This window comes from Nocardia sp. NPDC057455 (assembly GCF_042802775.1).
Classification (GTDB): domain Bacteria; phylum Actinomycetota; class Actinomycetes; order Mycobacteriales; family Mycobacteriaceae; genus Nocardia.
Map to the genome: position 1 here is coordinate 13,675 of NZ_JBHVDM010000077.1, position 20,924 is coordinate 34,598.

At 68.2% G+C, this 20,924-nt stretch carries 24 protein-coding genes and 1 pseudogene; 15 read left to right on the top strand and 10 right to left on the bottom strand.

Annotated elements, in window-relative coordinates; translation table 11 throughout:
• Positions 1 to 159: 159 nt before the first annotated feature.
• Positions 160 to 648: pseudogene (locus ACFU5M_RS25640) on the bottom strand (nitroreductase family deazaflavin-dependent oxidoreductase).
• Between the two features lie 7 nt (positions 649 to 655).
• On the bottom strand, positions 656 to 1,828 hold the full coding sequence (locus tag ACFU5M_RS25645) for an SRPBCC family protein (RefSeq protein ID WP_379053259.1): 1,173 nt from the start codon (positions 1,826 to 1,828) through the stop codon (positions 656 to 658).
• Between the two features lie 118 nt (positions 1,829 to 1,946).
• Between ACFU5M_RS25645 and ACFU5M_RS25650 the strand changes: the two genes are divergently transcribed.
• From ACFU5M_RS25650 to ACFU5M_RS25670, 5 genes are all read left to right on the top strand, one after another.
• Positions 1,947 to 2,549 (top strand): TetR/AcrR family transcriptional regulator, encoded by a 603-nt coding sequence (locus ACFU5M_RS25650; RefSeq protein WP_379053261.1) that lies wholly within the window; start codon positions 1,947 to 1,949, stop codon positions 2,547 to 2,549.
• Between the two features lie 175 nt (positions 2,550 to 2,724).
• The gene (locus ACFU5M_RS25655) at positions 2,725 to 3,123 is read left to right on the top strand and encodes a heme-binding protein (protein ID WP_379053263.1); all 399 of its coding nucleotides are present in this window, start codon (positions 2,725 to 2,727) and stop codon (positions 3,121 to 3,123) included.
• Between the two features lie 278 nt (positions 3,124 to 3,401).
• Positions 3,402 to 4,424 carry an LLM class flavin-dependent oxidoreductase gene (locus ACFU5M_RS25660; RefSeq protein ID WP_379053264.1) on the top strand — a complete coding sequence of 341 codons (1,023 nt, stop codon included), beginning with the start codon at positions 3,402 to 3,404 and terminating at the stop codon, positions 4,422 to 4,424.
• 177 nt (positions 4,425 to 4,601) lie between these two features.
• Complete coding sequence (locus ACFU5M_RS25665; RefSeq protein WP_379053266.1) at positions 4,602 to 5,162, top strand: putative immunity protein; 561 nt, start codon at positions 4,602 to 4,604, stop codon at positions 5,160 to 5,162.
• A 235-nt stretch (positions 5,163 to 5,397) separates the two neighbouring features.
• The gene (locus tag ACFU5M_RS25670) at positions 5,398 to 6,039 is read left to right on the top strand and encodes a class I SAM-dependent DNA methyltransferase (protein ID WP_379053268.1); all 642 of its coding nucleotides are present in this window, start codon (positions 5,398 to 5,400) and stop codon (positions 6,037 to 6,039) included.
• 269 nt (positions 6,040 to 6,308) lie between these two features.
• Here ACFU5M_RS25670 and ACFU5M_RS25675 read toward each other — a convergent pair whose 3' ends face one another.
• A complete protein-coding gene (locus ACFU5M_RS25675) occupies positions 6,309 to 6,461 on the bottom strand; it encodes a DUF6011 domain-containing protein (RefSeq protein ID WP_379053296.1) in 153 nt (50 codons plus the stop codon).
• A 103-nt stretch (positions 6,462 to 6,564) separates the two neighbouring features.
• The gene (locus ACFU5M_RS25680; RefSeq protein WP_379053270.1) at positions 6,565 to 7,206 is read right to left on the bottom strand and encodes a maleylpyruvate isomerase family mycothiol-dependent enzyme; all 642 of its coding nucleotides are present in this window, start codon (positions 7,204 to 7,206) and stop codon (positions 6,565 to 6,567) included.
• A gap of 71 nt (positions 7,207 to 7,277) precedes the next feature.
• Here ACFU5M_RS25680 and ACFU5M_RS25685 point away from each other — a divergent pair, with 71 nt between their 5' ends.
• The 4 genes from ACFU5M_RS25685 (at position 7,278) to ACFU5M_RS25700 (ending at position 10,513) form a co-directional block, all read left to right on the top strand.
• Positions 7,278 to 8,204 carry a MerR family transcriptional regulator gene (locus tag ACFU5M_RS25685; protein WP_379053271.1) on the top strand — a complete coding sequence of 309 codons (927 nt, stop codon included), beginning with the start codon at positions 7,278 to 7,280 and terminating at the stop codon, positions 8,202 to 8,204.
• Positions 8,205 to 8,458: 254 nt separating this feature from the next.
• Positions 8,459 to 8,875 carry a hypothetical protein gene (locus ACFU5M_RS25690; protein ID WP_379053272.1) on the top strand — a complete coding sequence of 139 codons (417 nt, stop codon included), beginning with the start codon at positions 8,459 to 8,461 and terminating at the stop codon, positions 8,873 to 8,875.
• Positions 8,876 to 9,019: 144 nt separating this feature from the next.
• On the top strand, positions 9,020 to 9,976 hold the full coding sequence (locus ACFU5M_RS25695; protein WP_379053274.1) for a serine/threonine-protein kinase: 957 nt from the start codon (positions 9,020 to 9,022) through the stop codon (positions 9,974 to 9,976).
• Positions 9,977 to 10,090: 114 nt separating this feature from the next.
• On the top strand, positions 10,091 to 10,513 hold the full coding sequence (locus ACFU5M_RS25700) for a hypothetical protein (protein ID WP_379053275.1): 423 nt from the start codon (positions 10,091 to 10,093) through the stop codon (positions 10,511 to 10,513).
• 160 nt (positions 10,514 to 10,673) lie between these two features.
• Here ACFU5M_RS25700 and ACFU5M_RS25705 read toward each other — a convergent pair whose 3' ends face one another.
• Entirely contained in the window at positions 10,674 to 11,597 is a 924-nt protein-coding gene (locus tag ACFU5M_RS25705; protein ID WP_379053277.1) for an SDR family NAD(P)-dependent oxidoreductase, read from the bottom strand.
• A gap of 143 nt (positions 11,598 to 11,740) precedes the next feature.
• Between ACFU5M_RS25705 and ACFU5M_RS25710 the strand changes: the two genes are divergently transcribed.
• Positions 11,741 to 12,604: a helix-turn-helix transcriptional regulator gene (locus ACFU5M_RS25710; protein WP_379053279.1), complete on the top strand. Its 864-nt coding sequence runs from the start codon at positions 11,741 to 11,743 to the stop codon at positions 12,602 to 12,604.
• 57 nt (positions 12,605 to 12,661) lie between these two features.
• On the opposite strand, the gene ACFU5M_RS25715 is transcribed toward ACFU5M_RS25710, so the two are convergent.
• Positions 12,662 to 13,273, bottom strand: coding sequence for a TetR/AcrR family transcriptional regulator (locus ACFU5M_RS25715; protein WP_379053280.1), 612 nt, complete (start codon positions 13,271 to 13,273; stop codon positions 12,662 to 12,664).
• 77 nt (positions 13,274 to 13,350) lie between these two features.
• Here ACFU5M_RS25715 and ACFU5M_RS25720 point away from each other — a divergent pair, with 77 nt between their 5' ends.
• From ACFU5M_RS25720 to ACFU5M_RS25735, 4 genes are all read left to right on the top strand, one after another.
• Entirely contained in the window at positions 13,351 to 14,358 is a 1,008-nt protein-coding gene (locus tag ACFU5M_RS25720) for a GlxA family transcriptional regulator (RefSeq protein ID WP_379053281.1), read from the top strand.
• 103 nt (positions 14,359 to 14,461) lie between these two features.
• On the top strand, positions 14,462 to 15,184 hold the full coding sequence (locus ACFU5M_RS25725; RefSeq protein WP_379053283.1) for an alpha/beta fold hydrolase: 723 nt from the start codon (positions 14,462 to 14,464) through the stop codon (positions 15,182 to 15,184).
• 41 nt (positions 15,185 to 15,225) lie between these two features.
• On the top strand, positions 15,226 to 16,191 hold the full coding sequence (locus ACFU5M_RS25730) for an alpha/beta hydrolase (RefSeq protein WP_379053285.1): 966 nt from the start codon (positions 15,226 to 15,228) through the stop codon (positions 16,189 to 16,191).
• Between the two features lie 19 nt (positions 16,192 to 16,210).
• A complete protein-coding gene (locus ACFU5M_RS25735) occupies positions 16,211 to 16,933 on the top strand; it encodes an alpha/beta fold hydrolase (protein WP_379053286.1) in 723 nt (240 codons plus the stop codon).
• Between the two features lie 165 nt (positions 16,934 to 17,098).
• Here ACFU5M_RS25735 and ACFU5M_RS25740 read toward each other — a convergent pair whose 3' ends face one another.
• Complete coding sequence (locus ACFU5M_RS25740) at positions 17,099 to 17,224, bottom strand: hypothetical protein (protein ID WP_379053288.1); 126 nt, start codon at positions 17,222 to 17,224, stop codon at positions 17,099 to 17,101.
• A gap of 55 nt (positions 17,225 to 17,279) precedes the next feature.
• On the bottom strand, positions 17,280 to 18,986 hold the full coding sequence (ilvD, locus tag ACFU5M_RS25745; protein WP_379053290.1) for a dihydroxy-acid dehydratase: 1,707 nt from the start codon (positions 18,984 to 18,986) through the stop codon (positions 17,280 to 17,282).
• Positions 18,987 to 19,116: 130 nt separating this feature from the next.
• On the opposite strand from ilvD, the gene ACFU5M_RS25750 reads away from it, so the two are divergent.
• On the top strand, positions 19,117 to 19,497 hold the full coding sequence (locus ACFU5M_RS25750; RefSeq protein ID WP_379053291.1) for a helix-turn-helix domain-containing protein: 381 nt from the start codon (positions 19,117 to 19,119) through the stop codon (positions 19,495 to 19,497).
• On the opposite strand, the gene ACFU5M_RS25755 is transcribed toward ACFU5M_RS25750, so the two are convergent.
• Both ACFU5M_RS25755 and ACFU5M_RS25760 read right to left on the bottom strand, forming a co-directional pair.
• The gene (locus ACFU5M_RS25755; protein WP_379053293.1) at positions 19,494 to 20,087 is read right to left on the bottom strand and encodes a ClpP family protease; all 594 of its coding nucleotides are present in this window, start codon (positions 20,085 to 20,087) and stop codon (positions 19,494 to 19,496) included. The genes ACFU5M_RS25750 and ACFU5M_RS25755 overlap by 4 nt on opposite strands.
• Positions 20,088 to 20,158: 71 nt before the next feature.
• Positions 20,159 to 20,764: a ClpP family protease gene (locus ACFU5M_RS25760; protein ID WP_379053294.1), complete on the bottom strand. Its 606-nt coding sequence runs from the start codon at positions 20,762 to 20,764 to the stop codon at positions 20,159 to 20,161.
• Positions 20,765 to 20,924 lie beyond the last annotated feature (160 nt).

The window sequence follows — 20,924 nt, forward strand, 5'->3', positions numbered from 1 at the left end:
CACGAACCGCTTGGTTCGTACCGCCGGCGATGATCTCGTCTACGGAATCTGCCCCCTTGGCGACGGAGGCCGGGTCCTCGACAAGCACACCGTCACCGCGCGGCTACGGTCTCGGTAGCCCGTTCGGCGATCGCCCCGTATTCGAGGCCGTGCATGGAGTCATGGTGTAGAGCGCGGTGTGAGGATGACGACGGGTATCTCGCGGGCGGTCCAGGATTGGTAGGTGTCGAAGTCCGCGTAGGCATCGATCAGCAGGGGCCATAGGCGGGCTCGCCGCACAGGATCGGCGACGGTGGCGTAGACAGCTCGGCGATGAGCACCGATCTGGATATGGACGTCGGGGTGGGCGCGCAGGTTGTGGTACCTCTGCGGGTGTTTCGGTAGCCCGCCCTGGGAAGCGACCACGACGACGTCTTCGCCGTGAGCGAGTTAGAGCGGCGGAGTGGTGTAGCGGTTGCCGGTGGTGCGGCCTCGATGTTCGAGCAGCAGAGTGGGCACCGGTTTGCGGAAGCCTGCGCCGATCCGCCAGGTGCCGCCGACGCGTCCCGCGGTGCGGCGGTAGATCCAGACCTGTGCTCTACCGGCGTACTTGAAGATCTTGGGTAGAAGCGGCGAGGCCAGCTGGCGAGGCCGATGCGGGTTGGTCATGGAACCGTCAGTCCAGCGCGACGCCGAGTTCGGCGGCGAAGGTTTTGATCATGTGCTGGACGCCGATCTCGTTGCGGCCGATGATCATATGGTCGTGCTGGCCGTGGCGGACACCTTCGCCGCATTGGGGCAGCATGGCGAAGTCCTCGTCGCGGACCGCGGCGTGGACCTGGGCGTAGATGCCGTCGTAGACGGCGCGTTGCTCGTCGGTGGTGGCGGGGACCTTGGCCATCCAGCTGTGGCGCACGGTGCAGCGGGTCGGTGCGCCCGCGGGCAGCATGTCGAGAATCTCCACCCCGACGGGGCTGTTGGCCAGCACCAGATTCGGATAGATCCAGTAGATGACGCCCATGTTCATCAGCGGGTCCCACGAGCCGCCCGGATCGGCGTCGAGTGCGGTGATCCAGTTGAAGGGGAAGCCCATACGGTGGTGGCGGCCGAAGGCGTCGTGGGTGGAGGTGTTGGCGACGGTGTTCTGACCGATCACGCTCTGACCGTGGACGAATGGGAAGTGATAGCTCTCGGCGAAGGCTTCCAGCGCGCCTTTCCAACTGACGTCGGAGGTGAACTCGCGGTCGTCGTGGTAGCCGTAGGAGGCGTAGTTCAGCTGCGCCAGCTCCGGTCCCATCGCACCCAGGTGGTCGTCGATGTCGATCGAGCCCTCGGCGGAGAGCACCGCCCAGATGAAGCCGTGCCGTTCCTGGCTGGGCAGCTCGACCAGCCCGTAATCGCCGCGGTCCATGCCGATGAAGCCCTCCTTGCCCGGCACGCCGGCCAGCTCACCGGTGTTGCGATAGGTCCAAGCGTGATACGGGCAGGTGAACCGGGTGGCGTTGCCCGAACCGCAGGCCGGCTGCGCACCGCGGTGACGGCAGTAGTTCAACAACACGTGCGCGATCCCGTCGCGGTCGCGGGTCACCAGTAGCGAGTCACCGAGCACGGTACGCACCACGTAGTCGTTCGGCCCGGGGATGCGCGCCGAGGGCACGATCATCAGCGGTGTGCGGCGCAGGATCTGCGACTCCTCCACCTCGGTGATCTTCGGGTCGCGGTAGTAGTGCAGCGGCACCCGCAGCGGCGTGGGCGCCATGTCGGTGGTGCGTTCGAGCACCAGGCGCAACGCACGGCGGGTCAGGTCCTCGGTCAGCCCGGCGGCACCGGGCTCGATCTGGGTCGTCATGCCTAGACCATACATATTAATCGAAATGTATGGTCAAGTTTGCGCGAACACGCTCCCTCCGACTTCACCGGAGCCGATAGGGTCGGCGGGAAGCGACGGCCGACCGGGAAGAGATCCGATGCGCACACACGGCTGGTCGGGGACTACCCCGGCCGATGACACCGAAGCCGTCGATCGCATCATCGCCGCCGCCCGTGCCGCCATCGAGCGCAGCGGCGGAGATTTCACCATGGCCGAGATCGCCCGCGATCTCGGCGTCACCCGCCAGACCGTGTACCGCTACTTCGCCAATGCCGACGCCCTGCTGACCGCCACGGCCCTGTCGGAGACCGGCCGCTTCCTCGATATCCTCGCCGCGCATCTGGACCACCTCACCGACCCGGCCGAAGCCGTGGTGGAAGGCATCGCCTACACCCTCGAAAGCCTCTCCGCCGACCGATATCTCGGCCTGCTGCTGACACCGGGACGCGCCGGCGCCTTCTCGCCCGGGGTCACCTCCGACACCGCGCTGACCTTCGGCCGCTCCATCCTCGAACGCTTCGCCGTGGATTGGAAAGGCGCAGGCATCGACGACAGCCGTCTAGACGAGCTCGTCGAGCACATGCTGCGGATAGTCCAATCCTTCGTCATCGACCCTGGACGCCCACCCCGCCGAGGTGCTGCACTGCGCGCCTACCTCACCGCCTGGGTCGCACCGGCATTGCGCGCGCTGCACCCCTGAGGCCATTGCGGGCGGGCAACCCCCGACTCGTTCGTTACGAAGCCATCGGTCACGCCGCGTTCTTCGGCCGCGCGATCACCCCCCTACACCTGGACGGTCTGACCCCTGCCCGACAGAGCAGGTCCTCGAATGATGAGGCCGACTCGATGCTCTTCCGTACGTCATTCTGGACACCATGACGATCTCGCTCGAGCGGGCCGATTCCGTGGTTGCCGCCGCCCGCCGTGCTGCGGCCGACCGCGGGGAAACCGTCACGATCGCGGTGGTCGACGCCGCCGGAGATTTGATCGCCTTCGCTCGGATGCCCGGCGCCGCACTGCCGACCATCGAATCCGCCCAGCACAAAGCTGCCGCCGCGATCGCGCTCGGCTTCGACACCATCCAGATGGCCCCCCTCAACGACCCGGGTCATCTGTTGCCCGGGGCCGTGTCCGCCGGCAATCCGTTGGTGCCCCACGGTGGCGGTGTGCTCATCCGCGAGGACGGAGTCGTGATCGGCGCGCTCGGAGTATCCGGCGCAACAACCCCGATCGTCGATCACAAGATCGCGTCGGCGGCGGCCCCGTCGGGCTGAGTGTTCATCATGTCGACGGTCTCTCGCCGGTGCCTCCGACTCGCCGTCGTCGCGCGGCGCGGGTCTCGGTGTCGGCGCCTCGCCGGTCGGCAGCACGTAGATGGTTTCGGCGGAGGCGTAGCACAGCCGCTTGCCCACCACCTCGATCGAGACAGAAGCGAATCGAAGTGCATTGCTATCCGGACGGACCCGATGGGCCGGCGTCGAGCACGATCATGCCGAACGTCGTGGAGAACTCGGTCAGCGCCGAGCCACGCTGCGGAAAGGCGGGCCATGTCATGAATCCTCCTCACCAAGTTCGTATCTCGGTTCTGGACACCGTCCCCATCACTCGAGGATCGAACGCGAGAGTGGCGCTGCACGACAGCGTTGCACTGGCACAGCTGGTCGACGACTTGGGCTACTACCGGTACTGGGTGCCCGAGCACCATGGCATGCCAGGGGTGGCCAGCGCGGCACCAGCGGTCGTCGCCGAACGCGTCGCCTCGGTGACGCGGCGGATACGGGTCGGTGCCGGCGGGGTGATGTTGCCGAACCACGCCCCTATCGTGATCGCCGAACAGTTCGGCACTTTGGAGGCTTTCCACCCGGGACGTATCGACCTCGGACTCGGACGTGCCCTCGGCGGACCTCGCGACATCGCTGACCGCGTGCGCAGCGAGCACGACCGCACGGCCACGCCGCTCGAAGATCAGGTGCGAGAGCTGCTCGCGCTATTCGACGCGGGCGGCCGAGCGGCAGCTGTTCCTGCCGTCGGCAACAGGCCCGAAATCTGGATGCTCGGCAGCAGCGATCACACCGCCCGGATCGCGGGGAACCTTGGGCTCCCGTTCGCCGCCGCCCACCATTTGAAACCGACGAAGACCCTCGAGGCAGTTCGAACCTACTTGCGAACCTTCCAACCGTCATCCATGAGCCCGGCTCCGCGAACAACGATCAGTGTGGCGGCTATCGTCGCCGACAACGACGAACACGCTCAGTGGCTGGCCGGATCCCTGAGAATGAAGATCGCCCGGCGACGACAGGGCCAACCGATTCAGCTACCCAGCCCAGAAACTGCTGAGGCACAGGGATATACGAATAATCCAACCACAGGCGCCGAGCTGACCGGTGTGTTCGTCGGAGGAGCCGCGACTGTGCTGCCGCAGTTACAGGCACTGGTTCATGCAACCGGTGCGGACGAGCTGATGGTCAAGACCGATCTTTACACCCCGAGCGACCGCCGCAGATCTTACGAACTGCTGATGAACAACCAGACATATCCGCTTACGGCGGTCAAACCATCACCAGCGACTCCTTGACGTACGCGGTTCGACCGGAATCCAAGGACTGGTTCGGTCGTGATCATGCCGGCTGCCGCCATGATGTGCGGGTTCGGTTCGTCATCTTGGCCCGGTCAGGTCGAGTCCGCTCGCCGGACAGACGTCTCGCGATGTGAGGCCGGCGTGCTGTCCAGTGCCGTGGTCGAAGATGGAGCCATGGCAGAGGAAGCGAGCGAGATCGTTCTTAGCGTGCAGGATCTTCGTGAGGTCACCGCGTTCGCCGCGGGGTGTGCGCAGGTGGTGCTCGGGATATTCGAGGCGGATCAGCCGGGTGACGCACGGCCTCGTGACGCGATCGATGCTGCGCGGGAGTTCGCTCAGGGTGGTAAACGGGGAAAACTGCTGCGCGATACCGCTTGGGCGGCGCTGAAGGCATCCAAGGACGCGGACACTGCGGCTGCGCGGGAGGCAGCGCAGGCGGCGATGTCTGCGGCAGGCGCGGCGTACTTGCATCCGTTGGCCAAAGCCACTCAGGTCAAACACATTCTCGGGGCGGGAGCCTATGCGGCGAGAGCGGCCGAGCTCGTCGCCGGTGACGATCGGAGCGTCGGCGTCGAACGAGTCGCGGATGCGGTGCATCGCGCGACACCAGCCGTGGTCGACGTGCTCAAACGCTTTCCGGCGGCACCGAGTGGTGGTGGACGGGTCGGTGAGTTGATCCGCATGCTGGACGCCGATCTTCGGCGCGATGACCCCGAGGCCGAACCGGGTGAGTAGTTGCCGATCCGGTTGTTCCTCGGCATTCGACACAGCCGATGTTCGCACCGATGGCCGGTGGTCGAAGTGGCCGCAGACCGGGAGCGATCGGCGACGCGAGAGCGGAGCCGAAGTCCGGATGGTGAACAGCGGATACGGCAGGTCGGACCCGGAAAGTCGTTAAATATGTTGTGAGACAAGCTATTTGATGGGTCGCCGACGGCCGATAAGGTTGGAGGCCCTAGGGTGCTCGCTTGTGACCGAACCCTCCTCGCATCTGCGCGTGACGGCAGATGCCTACGATGCCGTCGCCGTCCGCTATGCCGAACTGCCCCGCGACGATCTCGAGGCCATCGCGTTGGATCGCGCGGTGCTCGGCGCGTTCGCCGAACTCGCGCGGACCGCTGATCCCGGACTCGTCGCCGAACTCGGGTGCGGCCCCGGGCCGGTGACGGCACACCTGCGAAACCTGGGGCTGGACGTCTTCGGCGTCGACCTGTCACCGGTGATGATCGAGCTCGCCCGCGAGACATACCCGGAGCTGCGGTTCGAGGTCGGTTCCATGGACGCCTTGAACCTGGGTGACGGCGAACTGCGCGGCATCGTGTCCTGGTACTCGGTCATCCACGCCCCACCGCAGGTCATTGGCACGTACTTCGCCGAGTTCCATCGGGTGCTCGCACCTGGTGGACACCTCTTGCTCGCGTTCTTCGAATCGGAGGGCGAGCCGGTTACGGTGTTCGACCACAAAGTGACGGCAGCCTACCGGTGGCCGATCGACGACCTCGCGAGGCTGGCCCGCGACGCCGGATTCCACGAAATCGGCCGTATGCTGCGTGAACCGCGCGAGGACGAGCGGTTCCGCCGGGGCCATCTGCTGATGCGCCGAGACGGGTAACCCACCCGGCACACCGGCGCAAGCTGCGGCCGGTCGCGTTCGATCTGCTCGATTCGCTCCACCGTCGGTACGGTGCACTGCGGGCTATCGCCTCGTACTGTCGAGCAGATCATCGACGCCGGTGCCGCCGGAATCGCCCTCGGGGGCTCCCGCTCGGCCGACCAGCCTCTGCGCAGTCCCCGGCGAACGGGCCGCCCGAATCCGCGCGGCGGCGGCCCAAGATGACTGGGCCGCTGGTCGAGGTGGGATCACCACCCGATCGAGCGCACTCACGCCGCGACGTCGAACAGAGTCAGCTCTTTCGCATTCCGCGAGGATTCTGCGCGCTCACGGACGGCGCAAGTCGGTCCGATTCCCTGGGCGACCGATTGGGGCGACAGGAGCCAACCGTGGCATCGACGGCAATGGGCGACCAGTCTCACCGTGGGGCGGTCATCAATGGTGGCCAATTCGTTCTCCTCTGGCCAGGCGACTACGTCGTCAGTGTGGCACGAGGCACCGACATGAACTCCGCATTCTCGCCGCCTATCCGGTGTTCAGTCGCGAGACGCCCTCGCCCCTGAGGTGTTCCTGCCCGGCGTGACGACCGGTGATCAGCAGGAGCAGGGAGGCGGCCGGGCCTTCGACTAGCGGACCGCCGCCGACGGCCCAGCCGGTATCGGTGGCGACGAGGCGATACCGGGACAGCTCGCGGGCTCGGAATCCATCTGTCGCCCAAATTCTTTCGAGAGCCGATCGCGCGGCTTCGATGGGCATCCGCCGCGTGATGCCGAGGGGCACCGCGATGTCCTGGCCGTGTACCAGCAGGTCCATCAGCCGGTCGGCGGCGGTGGTGCCGATCGGCGTCGCACGCAGCGTGATTCCCTCGCGCAGCGTGGCGAGCAACTGGGCCGACGTGGTGCGATCGGCGAGACGGATCGCGGTCTCCCGGATGGCGCGGTCGAAGTCGCCGCGGGCACGGAGCACGTTGACCAGAATCCAGCCGAGGCCAGGGTTGGCGGAGAGCACGATGTGGGCGACGACATCGCGAACACGCCAGCCCTCACACAGGGAACTGTGGTTCCAGTCGGCCTCCGACAGGGTCTCCAGAAGTTCGATCAGGCTGGTCCGCTCGGCGGCGACCGCGCGCCACATCTGGTCGTTCGTCATCGTTGCGCTACCGGTCATCGGCTTGCTCCTTCTCAATGGGGGTGTGCCAGTACGGTAGGAACTCCACCCGGGTGGAGGTTCCAGCAATCGTGACCGACGACACACGACATACCGGCTCGGTGAGCATCGGGGAGTTGTCGCGACTGACCGGTGTGCCGGTCCGCACCATCCGCTTCTATTGCGATCACGGGATCCTGAACTCGCACCGCACAACCGGCGGACACCGGATCTTCGATCCCGCCACCGCAGTCGATCGACTGCTGCTGGTGCGCCGGCTTCGGGCGCTCGGGGTGTCCTTGCCCGCCATAGCGGACGTCCTCGCCGGCACCGTCTCCCTCGCCGACGCGGTCGCCGCCGAACGTCGCGCGCTGGACACCGAGCTGGCCGCGTTGGCATGGCGGCGCGCGTCGTTGCGGGCTGTCGAAGACGCCGCGTCGGTCCAGCGAGCCGCTCGCTTGGAAGTGCTGGCCGCAGTCCAGGACCGCCACCGCACACACGACGCGATCGTGACGTTCTGGCGACGCGTACTCGCCCCCATCCCACCGGTGCTGCTCGACGAGTTCGTCGCGATGAACGTGCCCGACCTACCGCACGACCCACCCGCCCGCCACATCGCCGACTACGCCGAACTGGCTTCTCTCATCACTGATCCCGCGCTTCACGCCGCGATGTCACGCCAGTTCTGGCGATCGAATCGGACTACCATCCGCCACCAGCGCGAACTCCTCACCGGGATCGCTCGGGCATACCAGGCCGCAGGTGATCGGCTGCTCACCCGCCAGCCGCCTCGGCCCGGCCCGGAGCTCGACCAGTTCGTCGACGCCCACGCCGCCGCCCGCGGCACCCGCGACACGCCACAGTTCCGCCACGAACTGCTCAGCGGCGCAACCGACACCGATCACCGCGTCCTCCGCTACTGGCGCCTCACCGACCGGATCACCCACACTCCCACCGTCGGCGCCGCGCACCATTGGCTCTATCTCGCACTCACCCGATCGGTCGACTCACCCAGCTGACCGCGCGGCGCCGGGAGCACGTCCGCGCATTGCCTCGACGCAACGCGGCTCGTCGCCGTGTTCACCCGTGGAACGACGGCGACCCGAGAGCTGAGTTCCGACGCAGGGACGGTGTGCGGGCGCGGACCACCCCAGGGCGGGTGCCACGGGGTGACGTACCCCCTGGCACCCGTCTGCGCAGGTCCGGCCGTACAGCGATCGATTAGACGCGGCCGCATGAGATCTCGGACACGTCCTGAGGAAAGATGATGGTCATGACCGCATCTCGACTGTCTCGTTCGTTGGTGGGTGCCGTGCCCGCGGTGCTCGCCGTCGTCAGTGTCACCGCCGCCGGAGGGGCCACGATTGCCCAAGCCGCGCCCGGCATTCCCTCGGTCCCCGGTGTTGTGCAGCGCCTGCAGATCGCCCCGGGCCAGAACCACACCGAGGCCAGTGGCAACGTCGCCCAGGGCAAGGCCGACAGCTACTCCATCGCCACGGCTCCGGGGCAGCGCCTGAGCTTCGACGTCACCGGCAATGCCCGCGTCTCGGTGGCCCCGCTGATCGGGCCCCAGGTCGCCAACGAGGTCCCGCATGCCGATCTCGTCGCCGACGGTAACGACTACCAGGTCGTCGTCTCCTCCGCCGACGGCGGCCCGGCCGGCTACACCCTGACGATCACCGCCGTCTGACACTCGCCCTGTCGCCTGCCGGCCTGAAGTGTTCGCACCGCAACCTTCAGGTCGGCGGGTACCTTCCGCGACGAGGGCAGTGCCGTTGGGCACACGTAGGCAAACCCCAGCGTGCGTCTCCTGGCGGCCAACTATGGTGAGGCGGTGCTGCTAGAACCAGGTGACCAGTTCGCGGGATTCGTCGTACGGGCCCCGCTCGGGCACGGGGGCAGCAGCGCGGTGTTCCTGGCCGAGGATCCGGAATGGTCGCGGCCGGTGTCGTTGAAGATCCTGGGCCCCGAGGACAGCCGGTCGCCCGAGGCGCGCGCGCGATTCGTGCACGAGTTCGACATCTTGTCGGCCCTGCGGCACCCCGACATCGTGCGGATGTACACGCATGGGGAAACCGACGGCAGGTTGTGGTCGGCACACGAGTACGTGGAAGGCGCGACGGGTTCGACGTTGGTGCCGCGCCGGCACCCGGATCTGCGGCAGGTGCTCCACGTGCTGACGCATGTCGCGGCCGGATTGGACTTCGCCCACGCCAACGGGGTGGTCCATCTCGATGTGAAGCCGGCGAACGTGCTGGTCGGGACGGACGAGCCCGCGACGGTGAAGATCTCCGACTTCGATTCGGCCCGTTGGCTGCACCAGCCCGAACCGCCCTTGGCCACCAATGGTTTCGTCGTCGTATCGGTGCCCTATGCCGCGCCCGAGCTGCTGCGAGCCGACACCGTGTCCCCGGCGACAGACCAATACGCACTGGCCTGTTCGGCCATCGAACTGCTCACCGGTCACACGCCGTTCGCTCGCGGCAATCTCATGGCCACCGCCGAGGCCCAGTTGCACGAACCACCTCCCCGGCTCTCCGCACGCCACCGCTGGATCCCACCCGAGGTCGACGCGATCCTGCACCGGTCGCTCGCCAAGGCCCCCGGTGACCGCTACGACTCCTGCGAGGAGCCCATCCGGCTGCTCACCGAAGCACTCCGCGACATCGATCCCCGCCCGCTGGCCCCCATGCTGAACCACTTGAAAGCGACGTTCACTCGATCGCCGCTGATGAATGCCGCGATCGGACGGGTCGGCGGCAGGGCGTTCGGCCATCGCCTCGCGCGCTGACGAAAGTGGTGCGGTTGTCAACCATCCGCTCGACTCGGAGGCTCGCCCCCACGTAGGGCGGTGTATTTGCCGGATTTCTTGCGAGCAGCCGGTGCGGCGGTCACGCTGAAAGGTATGCGGACCCGCGATATCGAGGTCGGGTGCACCTATATGGTGCTGGTCCCGCAGCGCCTGCCGCGCACTCGATACCCCGATTGCGACCAGCCTGGCTCGCTGACTTGGGCGTGGTCGTGGTTGCGCGGCGGCCGGTTCCGGCTCACGGTGACCGGGGTCGATCACACCAGCGATCCGATCATCGTCGAAGGTCTGCGGATCACCGCGAACTCGCGTGTCGCTGTGGTGCTGACTCCCGAGCAGGCCGAGGCTCTCGGACTGCCGACCGGCGTGTTCCGGGTGCGCGGGACCTTGTTCGACGGCGAGGACCGGCCCGTGCGCCTGCCCGAAATCGAGCCGCTTCGGGTCCCGGCCCGATGGCTGCGACCGGTCGAGCAGCCGTGCTACACGCACCGCGACATCGATTGCTTCCCCTACCTGTGAGCCGAGCCGCGATAAACGGATCATCCCGGGCCCGGTACGCGCCACCGGCACGACGCCGGACCGGAACCGCCCCGGCGGCGCCCCGCACCGGGACCGCCTGCCGGCTTTCGCCGGGGCCGGCGGCCGGGACATCCCGGTGAGCCGGACGTGCTGATACGGCTCACCCGGCGTAGGGCTCGATGATGCGCTCCAGAGCGTCCCAGAGTTCGGCTTCCCGACGCGGGTCGTACGACTCTTCCGACGAGCGGGCCACCTGGTCGCGGTCGACGTAGGAACCGGTCGGCGCGACGGTTCCGCCGAGGACCACGTCCGCGAGACAGCGTCCGGCGGCAGCGCGGCTGGTCGCGAACCGCGTGCGGGTCAGCACCGGCAGGATACGGCGCATCGCGAACCGGGTAGCCAAACCGGCGTCGCGGGCGAGGTCGGTGCCGGGGACGAACCCCGGGTTGAAGCCGATGGCATCGATCCCGGCCCGCAGGCGGCGCGCGTACTCGTGCACGAGGTAGATCGCGGCGAGTTTGCTCGTCGAATACGCCGTGCGTCCGGCGGCGGTGCTCCGCGGCTTCGGAAACGCGCCCGGACGGGCGAGGACTTCGGGCGAGCCCCAGGCCGGGCCGGGAACCATCCCCAAGTTGTGCGCGAAGTCGCCGAAGTGGGTGTCGCTCACCGTGACCACGATCCGGGCCGGGGTGTGGAAGCGATCCTCGAGCAGGCGGACGAACAGATGGTTGGCGAGCACGTTGACGGCGAAGGTGGACTCGAATCCGTCGGGGCCCGCGGTGAGCGCGTTGGTGTACTGCACTCCCGCGTTGCCCACGAAACCGTGTAGCGGCGGGAGCTCGCCCCGGTCGAGCCTGCCACGGATCTCGAGCGCGGCCGAACGCACACTGTCCGGTGCGCCGAGGTCCACGGCTACATGCGACACCCTGTGCCCGTTCCCGCCGAGTTCGGTGGCCAGTCGTGCGCCGGTGGCCCCGCGGGCGGCGACGACGAGATGCGCTTGCGGCGCCTCCCGCAGGATGTGCTCAGCGGCGACGCGGCCGATTCCGCGGCTCGCCCCGGTCATCACGATGGTCGACGGCATAGAACCCTCCCACGTTGGTTTCCGACGGCCCGGTCGGGCGTCTCCGATATTCGCCGCTGCGGCCGGGGGCAACCAGTGCCGTGCCAGTCACCTGGACTGGCAGTACCCAGGCTGGTCCGGCGCGCGGCGGCCAGAATGAAGGCGTGACTTCCGCTCGCTCCGATTTCGGCGAACTCCTGCACACCTGGCGTGATCGCCTGTCGCCCGCCGACGCCGGCTTCGCGGTGACGGGCGGCCGCCGCGCTCCGGGACTGCGCCGGGAGGAACTCGCGCAGCTGGCCGGCCTCTCGGTGGACTACATCCTGCGCTTGGAGCAAGGTCGCGCGCGCAACCCTTCGGCACAAGTGGTCGGCGCCCTCGCGCGGGCCCTCCAGCTCTCGAGGACCGAGCGCGACGAGCTCTACCGCGCAGCCGGGCTCCTGCCGCCGCAGGACGGGACGATCGGCACGCACGTGCCCCCGGGCATCCAGCGGCTCACCGCCCGCCTCGGCGACGTCCCGATCGGGGTATTCGCCGCCGACTGGACGCTCGTGTGGTGGAACGGCATGTGGAGCGCCCTGCACGGTGACCCCTCGATGGTCGCGGCCGGTGAGCGGAACCTCGCGCGTGCTGTGTTCGGCGCCGGGGCGGCGCGCGCCTCGGTCCGTCCCTTCCGATCCGACCGCGCGGAAGGCGCTTTCGCGGCCTCGATCGTCGCCGATCTGAAGGACGCGGTGTCCCGCTACCCCGCCGACGCCCGGCTCGATCGCCTCGTCCGCGATCTCCGGACCACGTCCGACGCCTTCGCTCGGCTCTGGACGACGGCGACCGCGTCCCAGCATACGAGCGACCGGAAGACGATCCGGCATCCCGAGATCGGCGAGATCACCCTGGACTGCGACGTGCTCGTCGTTCCGGGCGCGGACCTCCGCATGGTCACGTATACGGCAGCCGCCGGCAGTGCCGACGCGGGGAAGCTCGATCTGCTCCGCGTCACGAACGGGCGGGCAGCGGGCACGCTTCCCTGAACCATGGCGCGCCGGACGACGCGCAGCGACGATGATGACCGATGCCCTGGATCCTGGTCAGTGCACTGGTTGGTCGGCCCAGGCCTGCGGCAGGGCCGCACTCGACACATCGGCGATCTCACGCAGCCGCTGCGAGGAAGTTCCCAAACGGCTCAACTGGATCAGCCCCTGGGCGACCACCACGACATTGGCGCTGACCGCCGAGAGCGTGGCTTCGTCGTCGTCTCCGGCGGCGCGCATCGCGGGCCGCAGCCGGTCGGCGACGCCCTGTTCCATCTCCGTGGTGGTCCGGCCGCCGATGGTGGCGACTTCGGGGATCCGGGTGGCGAGCTGGGCGATGCTGTTGATCATCAGGCAACCACGCCGATCCGGCTGCTCGGCACAGTCTTCGATGATGGCCTGGTACAGCGCGCGCACCGCGGCACGCGCCGAGCCGCCCGCCGAACCGATGGCCTCGCGGACCAGACGCGCTCGGCGCCCGCAATAGCGTTCGAACGCGGCCAGGAACAGACCCTGCTTGCTGCCGTAGGCCGAATAGATGCTTCCGTTCCCGACGCCGGTCGCCAGCGAGACGTCTTCCACCGATGTGCTGTCGAAACCCTTCGACCAGAACAGCTCGGTCGCGGCGTCGAGCAGGTTCGATTCATCGAACTGTCGCGGCCGTCCCATGCGCTCACCGTACCAATCAGTGTGCGAGGTCCAGCACATCACTTGTTCTGGAGCCGCACCTCCATAATACTGTTGACATGTCCTACAACTTCGCCGCTACGCCCAGCAAACGGGTGGGCATCCTGGTCTTCGACGGCGTGAAAATGCTCGACTTCGTCGGGCCCGCGGAGGTGTTCGTCGAGGCGAATCAGTCGGTGGCGGGGTACGAGGTGGTCCTGGTCTCGGCCGACGGCAAGGACGCGCAGACCTCGATCGGCGCGCGGGTCGAGGTGTGCTGCGCGGCCGAGGACTCGGGCCGTTTCGACACGGTGGTGATCCCGGGAAGCGAGTTGCCACCTGGCAAATTCGTGACTCCCCAGGTTTTGGCGGCCGCCCGGCATCTCTCCTGCAACACGCGGCGGCTGGCGTCCATCTGCAGCGGCGCGTTCGTACTGGCGGATCTGGGCCTGTTCGACGGCAGGCGCGCGACCACCCACTGGAAATTCGCGACCGAACTGGCGCGGCGTTACCCGTCGATCGAGGTGGACCCGGATGCGATCTTCGTGCGGGACGGCAATCTGTACAGCTCGGCCGGGGTCGCCGCGGGCGTCGATCTCGCGCTGGCGCTGGTCGAAGAGGACTACGGCGCCGACGTCACACGGCACGTGGCGCAGTCGCTGGTGGTCCATATGCAGCGCGCCGGCGGCCAATCCCAGTTCTCCGCGTCGCTGAGCGGACCGGCGCCGCGCAGCCCGCTGGTTCGCGGAGCCGTGGACTTGATCTGCGCGGACCCGGCGTATCCGCACACGGTCCAGACGCTGGCCGCCCACGCACGGGTCAGCGTCCGGCATCTGACCAGGCTGTTCCGCGCGGAACTCGAACGTTCGCCCGCGGAGTACGTCGCGTTCATCCGTTTCGGAGCGGCCCGGGACATGCTGCACGCCGGATACAGCGTGACGGAGGCCGCCATGGCCGCGGGGTACGGCACCAGCGAGGCGTTGCGCCGCGCGTTCGTAACCCGTTTGGGCATCTCCCCGCGCAAGTATCAGCAGCGCTTCCGCTCGACCGCCCGCACGGATCTGGTGATGGAGCAGGCCGTGTCCTGATCGGAGGCTTTTGTGGCCCGTGGGGAGGGGCGCGAAGCGGGGCGCCCGGCAGAGACTGAGTCGGCCACAGCGCCACCGTGCGAGCGCCGAAGAAAGGAACGCCATGTCCGCCCCGGCAAGTCCCACCATCGTTCTGGTCCACGGCGCCTTCGCCGACGCCGCGAGCTGGTCCCCCGTCACCGAACGACTGCTCGACCGAGGCCATCGCGTCCTGGTCCCCCCGGTGTCCAATCGCAGCCTGTCGGCCGACGCGGCCTACATCAAGTCGTTCGTGGAGCAGGTCGACGGCCCCGTCCTGCTGGCCGGGCACTCGTATGGCGGGGCGGTGATCACCGTCGCCGGTGTGGCCGACAACGTCGTGGGCTTGGTCTACGTGTCCGGCTACGCCTTGGCGGAAGGCGAGAGCCTCGGGCAGTTGCAGGGCGGGTTCCCGGATTCCGACCTGGCGGCCAACCTCGTCTACACGCCGTACCCGATCGAGGGCGCCGAGCCCGGCACGGATGTCTCGGTCGACATCGCCGCTTTCCCGGCGATCTTCGCCGCGGGCCTCGATCCGGCGAAGGCCGCGGTCCTCGCAGTCTCGCAACGGCCGCTGTCGGCGATCGCGTTCGGCGAGCCCGCCACGGCGGCGGCGTGGAAGACGAAACCGGCCTGGGGCATCGTGTCCAGCGCCGACCACACCATCAATCCCGACGTCGAACGATTCGGCTACAAGCGAGCCGGATTCCGCGCCGTGGTGGAGATCGACGGACCACACCTGGTGATGCAGACCCACCCCGACGACGTCGTAGCCGTCATCACCGACGCGATCGCCCACTCGGCCTGAGCCACAGCACTTCCCACCACCCTTACGAGAGAGGCACGATCATGTCAGGAAACCCGCTGGGCATCTCGCTCGAACAGGCGGCACAGGAGTTCGTCGACGCGACCTCGCAGCCGCCGTTCCTCTACCAGCTCACGCCCGAGGAGGGCCGCAAGGCGGTGGATTCCGTGCAGGACTCGCCGATCTTCAAGCCCGAGATCGATGAGGAGTGGATCACGGTCGAGGGCGGACCGACCGGCTCGGTGCGGGTGCGGATCGTCAAGCCGCAGGGCGCCACCGAAACGCTGCCGGTGATCGTCTACACCCACGGCGCGGGATGGGTGTTCGGCGACGCGCACACCCATGACCGCCTGGTGCGCGATCTCGCCATCGGCGCCGACGCCGCCGTGGTGTTCCCCGAATACGATCGGTCGCCGGATGTGCGTTACCCGGTGGCCAACGAGCAGTCCTACCGCGTGGCCCAGTGGGTCACCACCGACGGCGCGGAGAAGGGTCTCGACTCGTCCCGGATCGCGATCGCGGGCGACTCGGTCGGCGGCAATATGGCCATCGCGCTGACCTTGATGGCCAAGGAGCGCGGCGACGTCTCCTTCGTTCAGCAGGTGCTGTTCTACCCGGTGACCGACGCCAACTTCGACACCGGCTCCTATCAGCAGTTCGCCGAGGGATACTTCCTCGCGCGCGAGGGCATGAAGTGGTTCTGGGATCAGTACACCACCAGCGCGGACGAGCGTGCCCAGATCACCGCCTCTCCGCTGCGCGCGACCACCGAGCAGCTGGCCGGGCTGCCGCCCGCGCTGGTGATCACCGCCGAAGCCGATGTGCTGCGCGACGAGGGCGAGGCCTTCGCGGGCAAGTTGCGCGCCGCGGGCGTGCCGGTCACCCAGGTGCGCTACGGCGGCATCGTCCACGACTTCGTGATGGTCAACTCGCTGCACGACACCCATGCCGCCAAGGCCGCGGTGGCGCAGGCCGTCGCGACGCTGCGGTCCGCCCTGTACCCCGCCTGACCCCGAAGGAACCACACTCGTGAGCACCGATCCTCCCGCGCCGACCATCGTGCTGGTGCACGGTGCGTTCGCCGACTCCTCCAGCTGGAACGGAGTCATCGAACGGCTGCGCGCACAAGGGCATCCCGTGATCGCGGCGGCCAACGCGCTGCGCGGCCTCGACAGTGACGCCGCCTATGTGGCCTCCGTCCTCGATTCTGTGGAAGGGCCGTGCGTTCTGGTAGGCCATTCCTACGGCGGGAGCGTCATCACGGTCGCCGCCGCTGGAAAGACCGATGTCGAAGCGCTCGTCTACATCGCCGCGTTCATCCCCGACGAGGGCGAGAGCGCACTGCAATTGACCGACAAGTTCCCGGGATCGACGCTCGGGCCGACCACCCGGCCCGCCTCCTACCCGCTTCCGGACGGAGGCACCGGCACCGAGCTCTACATCCGGCAAGAGGAATTCCCTCGACAGTTCGCCGCCGACGTGCCCGCCGCCACCGCCGAACTGATGGCCGCGACCCAGCGGCCGGTCGCACTGGACGCCTTGCAACAGCCCGCGACCGCCACCGCTTGGCGCGACATCCGGTCTTACGCGCTGATCACGAGCGAGGACAAGAACATTCCAGTGCAAGCGCAGCGATTCATGGCCGAGCGCGCGGGAGCCGAGGGTGTCGAAGTCGCGGCATCACACGCGGTCTCGGTGTCCACGCCTGACGTGGTCGCCGCCCTCATCCTCCGGGCGGCGGCAGGCGAGTAGCACGACCTCGGGAGCTCCGCGCGGCAGGGATTTCGCTCCGCGCGGGGCTGCTGAGACCGTCGCCGGTCAGGGCATTCGTCGGCGCGAAGCGGCCGCTGGTCTTCCGCGCACATCGGGCGCGAACGCCCGACCACGCCGAAGACAGTGGCGATCCGCCTTCGGGCCTCAATAGGTGACGACGGCCGTGGCGAAGCCGTCGAGCACCAAGTAGGGATCGGTGATCGGCGTGGCTCGCAAACCGTGGGATCCGATCTGCTCGACGGCGACCGGGACGGACGGGCCCCGAGGCACGGCGCAGCGACGGCGCGACCGTAGCGATCGGCCGGACGCTCGCCCACGCAGGCGGTCAGTCGCAGACGGCCCCGATCGAGGCCGAGCCCACCAGCTTGGTGTATTTGGCCAGGACGCCGCGGGTGTAGCGGGGCGGCAGGGGTTTCCAGCCTTCGCGGCGGCGGGCGAGTTCGTCGGCATCGACCAGCAGGTCGAGGGTGCCCTCGGCAACGTCGAGGCGGATCGGGTCGCCGTGGCGCACGAAGGCGATCGGGCCGCCGTCCACGGCTTCCGGTGCGACGTGCCCGACGCACAAGCCGGTGGTGCCGCCGGAGAAGCGTCCGTCGGTGAGCAGCAGAACGTCCTTACCCAGGCCCGCGCCCTTGATGGCCGCGGTGATGGCCAGCATCTCGCGCATCCCCGGACCGCCTTTCGGTCCCTCGTACCGGATGACGACCACGTCGCCCGCCGCGATCGTGCCGTCCTCGAGCGCGTCCATCGCGGCCCGCTCGCGGTCGAAAACCCTTGCCGTGCCGGTGAATACGTCGGAGTCGAAACCTGCCGACTTGACGACGGCGCCATCCGGCGCGAGCGAACCGGAGAGGATGGTGATGCCGCCGGTCGGATGGATCGGCGACGCCATCGCGCGGATCACCTTGCCGTCGGGATCCGGCGGGGTGATGTCGGCCAGGTTCTCCGCCACCGTTTTTCCCGTCACGGTCAGGCAGTCGCCGTGCAGCAACCCGGCATCGAGCAAAGCCTTCATCATGACCGGTACACCGCCGATCCGGTCCACGTCGGTCATCACGTGCTTACCGAAAGGTTTGACGTCGGCGAGGTGCGGCACGCGGCGACCGACGCGCGCGAAATCGTCCAACGACAGGTCGACGTTCGCCTCGTGCGCGATGGCCAGCAGGTGCAGCACGGCGTTGGTGGAGCCGCCGAACGCCATGACGACCGCGATCGCGTTCTCGAACGCGGGTTTGGTGAGGATGTCGGAAGGGGTGATCCCCTGCCGGATCAACTCGACCACGGCCTCGCCGCTGCGGCGGGCGTAACCATCGCGGCGACGATCGGTCGCGGGGGGCGCCGCGCTGCCCGGCAGCGACATGCCCAGCGCTTCGGCCGCGCTGGCCATGGTGTTGGCGGTGTACATGCCGCCGCAAGCGCCCTCGCCGGGGCAGATCGCCCGTTCGATGGCGGCGACGTCCTCACGGCTCATCAGCCCGCGGGCGCAGGCGCCGACCGCCTCGAAGGCGTCGATGATCGTCACCTCGCGCTCGCTACCGTCGGAGAGTTTGGCGATCCCCGGCAGGATCGAGCCCGCGTAGAGGAACACGCTCGCCAGGTTCAGCCGGGCCGCGGCCATCAGCATCCCGGGCAGCGATTTGTCGCAGCCGGCCAGCAGCACCGAACCGTCGAGCCGCTCGGCCTGCATCACCGTCTCGACGCTGTCGGCGATCACCTCACGCGAAACCAAGGAGAAATGCATCCCCTCGTGCCCCATGGAGATGCCGTCGGAGACCGAGATGGTGCCGAACTGCATGGGAAAGCCGCCACCGGAGAAGACGCCGTCCTTGGACGCCTGGGCGAGCCGGTCCAGGGACAGATTGCAAGGAGTGATCTCGTTCCACGAGGAGGCCACACCGATCTGCGGCTTCTCCCAGTCCTCGTCGCCCATGCCGACCGCGCGCAGCATCCCGCGGGCGGCGGTTTTCTCCAAGCCGTCGGTGACGTCGCGGCTGCGCGGCTTGAGATCGGAGACCTTCGAATTCTCGGGCATGGTTCCCCATCATGCTCGCCTCCGCCTGGATTACGGCGGCGACCACGCCGAATCCGCCCATATCGCCGCACTCGTACGCCCAGAGCGTAATGCCGGGCAGACCCACGCCCCGGAACCGTACGCTCTGCTCATGAGCGAGCACCCGAGACTTCACTCGATTCCCGGTGGACGCGACGACCGGCCGCAGCTTCCGCAGACGCCGCCGGAACCCCTGTGGCGCGAGGTGCTCGGCGAACAGTTGCGCACACTGCGGCAGGACCGCAGCGAGACACTGGTCGAAACCGCCCGGCGGGCGGGCATTTCCCCGCAGTATCTGTCCGAGGTGGAGCGGGGCCGCAAGGAGCCGTCGAGCGAGATGATCGCCGCCCTGGCCGGATCCCTCGGCACCACGCTGGGTGAGCTCACCGGCCAGGTGGCCGACGAACTTCGCGCCCGGCGCCGGACCGACTTCCTGCGCCGATCGGCGCCGCGTTCCGGCGCCGGGCCCACGCTCATGGCCCTGGCGGCCTAGTCCCGCCGCCCCAAGACCTGGTCGACGAGTCCGTACTCGATCGCGGCCGAGGCGGTGAAGACCCGGTCGCGGTCGGTGTCGCGCCGTAGCCGCTCGACCGACTGCCCGGTGTGCCGCGACAGGATCGACTCGATCTCCGCCCGCATCCGTACCAGCTCGTCGGCTTGCAGGATCAGATCGGGAATCGTGCCCTGCCCGCGCGCGGCGGGCTGGTGCAACACCACCCTGGCGTGCGGGAGCATGGCACGGCGGCCGGGCTCCCCGCCCGCCAGCAACACCGCGCCGACCGCGATCGCCTGGCCGACGCAGGTGGTCTGCACGGGCGACTGGATGTGCTGCATGGTGTCGTACACGGCGAGCATCGAGGGCAGATCGCCGCCCTCGCAGTTGATGTAGAGGTTGATCTCCTGCTCGGGGCTCTCCGATTCCAAATGCAGCAACTGCGCGATCAGCGCGTTGGCGACACCCGAGTCGATCGGCGTGCCGAGGTAGACGATGCGCTCGGCGAGCAGGTGGGAGTAGATGTCGGTGATCCGCTCGCCGCCGCGCGGATGCTGCGCGATCACATTGGGAATGGTGTAGGTGCTCATGCTGTATCCACTTCCGGCATGAGCGTGCCCTTCCGTGTGCACGCCGCGCTGCCGCCTCCAGGCCTGACCGCTCATGCCGAGATCCCGATCCGCTGGCGTTGCGGGACGATCTGCCCGAACGAGTCGACGATGTGGTCGATGAAGCCGTACTCCTTGGCTTGTGCCGCGGTGAACCAGCGGTCGTGCAGCGAATCCTCGTAGATGCGGTCGAACGGCTGACCGGTGTCCTCGGCGATGATGCCGAGCACCGTGTCGACGGTGTAGCGCAGATCGTCGGCCTGAACCTCGACGTCGACGGCGGTGCCGCCGATGCCCGCCGATCCCTGGTGCATCAGCACCCGGGCGTGCGGCAAGGCGAAACGCCTGCCTTTGCTTCCCGAAGACAGCAGGAACTGTCCCGCGCTGCATGCCAATCCGAGCGCTAGCGTGGAGACTTCACACGGCACCAGCCGCATCACGTCGCGGATGGCGAGCATCGACGGAACCGATCCGCCCGGCGAATGGATCCACAGCGAGATGCCTGCCTCCGGGTCCTCGGCGGCGAGGGTGAGCAGCTGGGTCATCAGCAGCGTCCCGTTGTCGTCGTCGAGTGCACCGTCGAGCACGGCTATGCGGCGGCTGAGCAGTTGCTCTCGCGCCCGCCAGCTGAACATCGGAGTCTTGTCATCGTGAGCCATGGCTCCACGGTGCCGCACGCTCGGCGCCGATCCGCTCCCTCGCTGCCCTCGGCAGATCCGCTCTCGGCAGTCGACGAGCCGGGGTGGCGAACGGTTCGCCCACCACAGCGGCAACACGGCCGACATCCGTTGGAAGACGACGATGCCCGCCGGCGCGTAG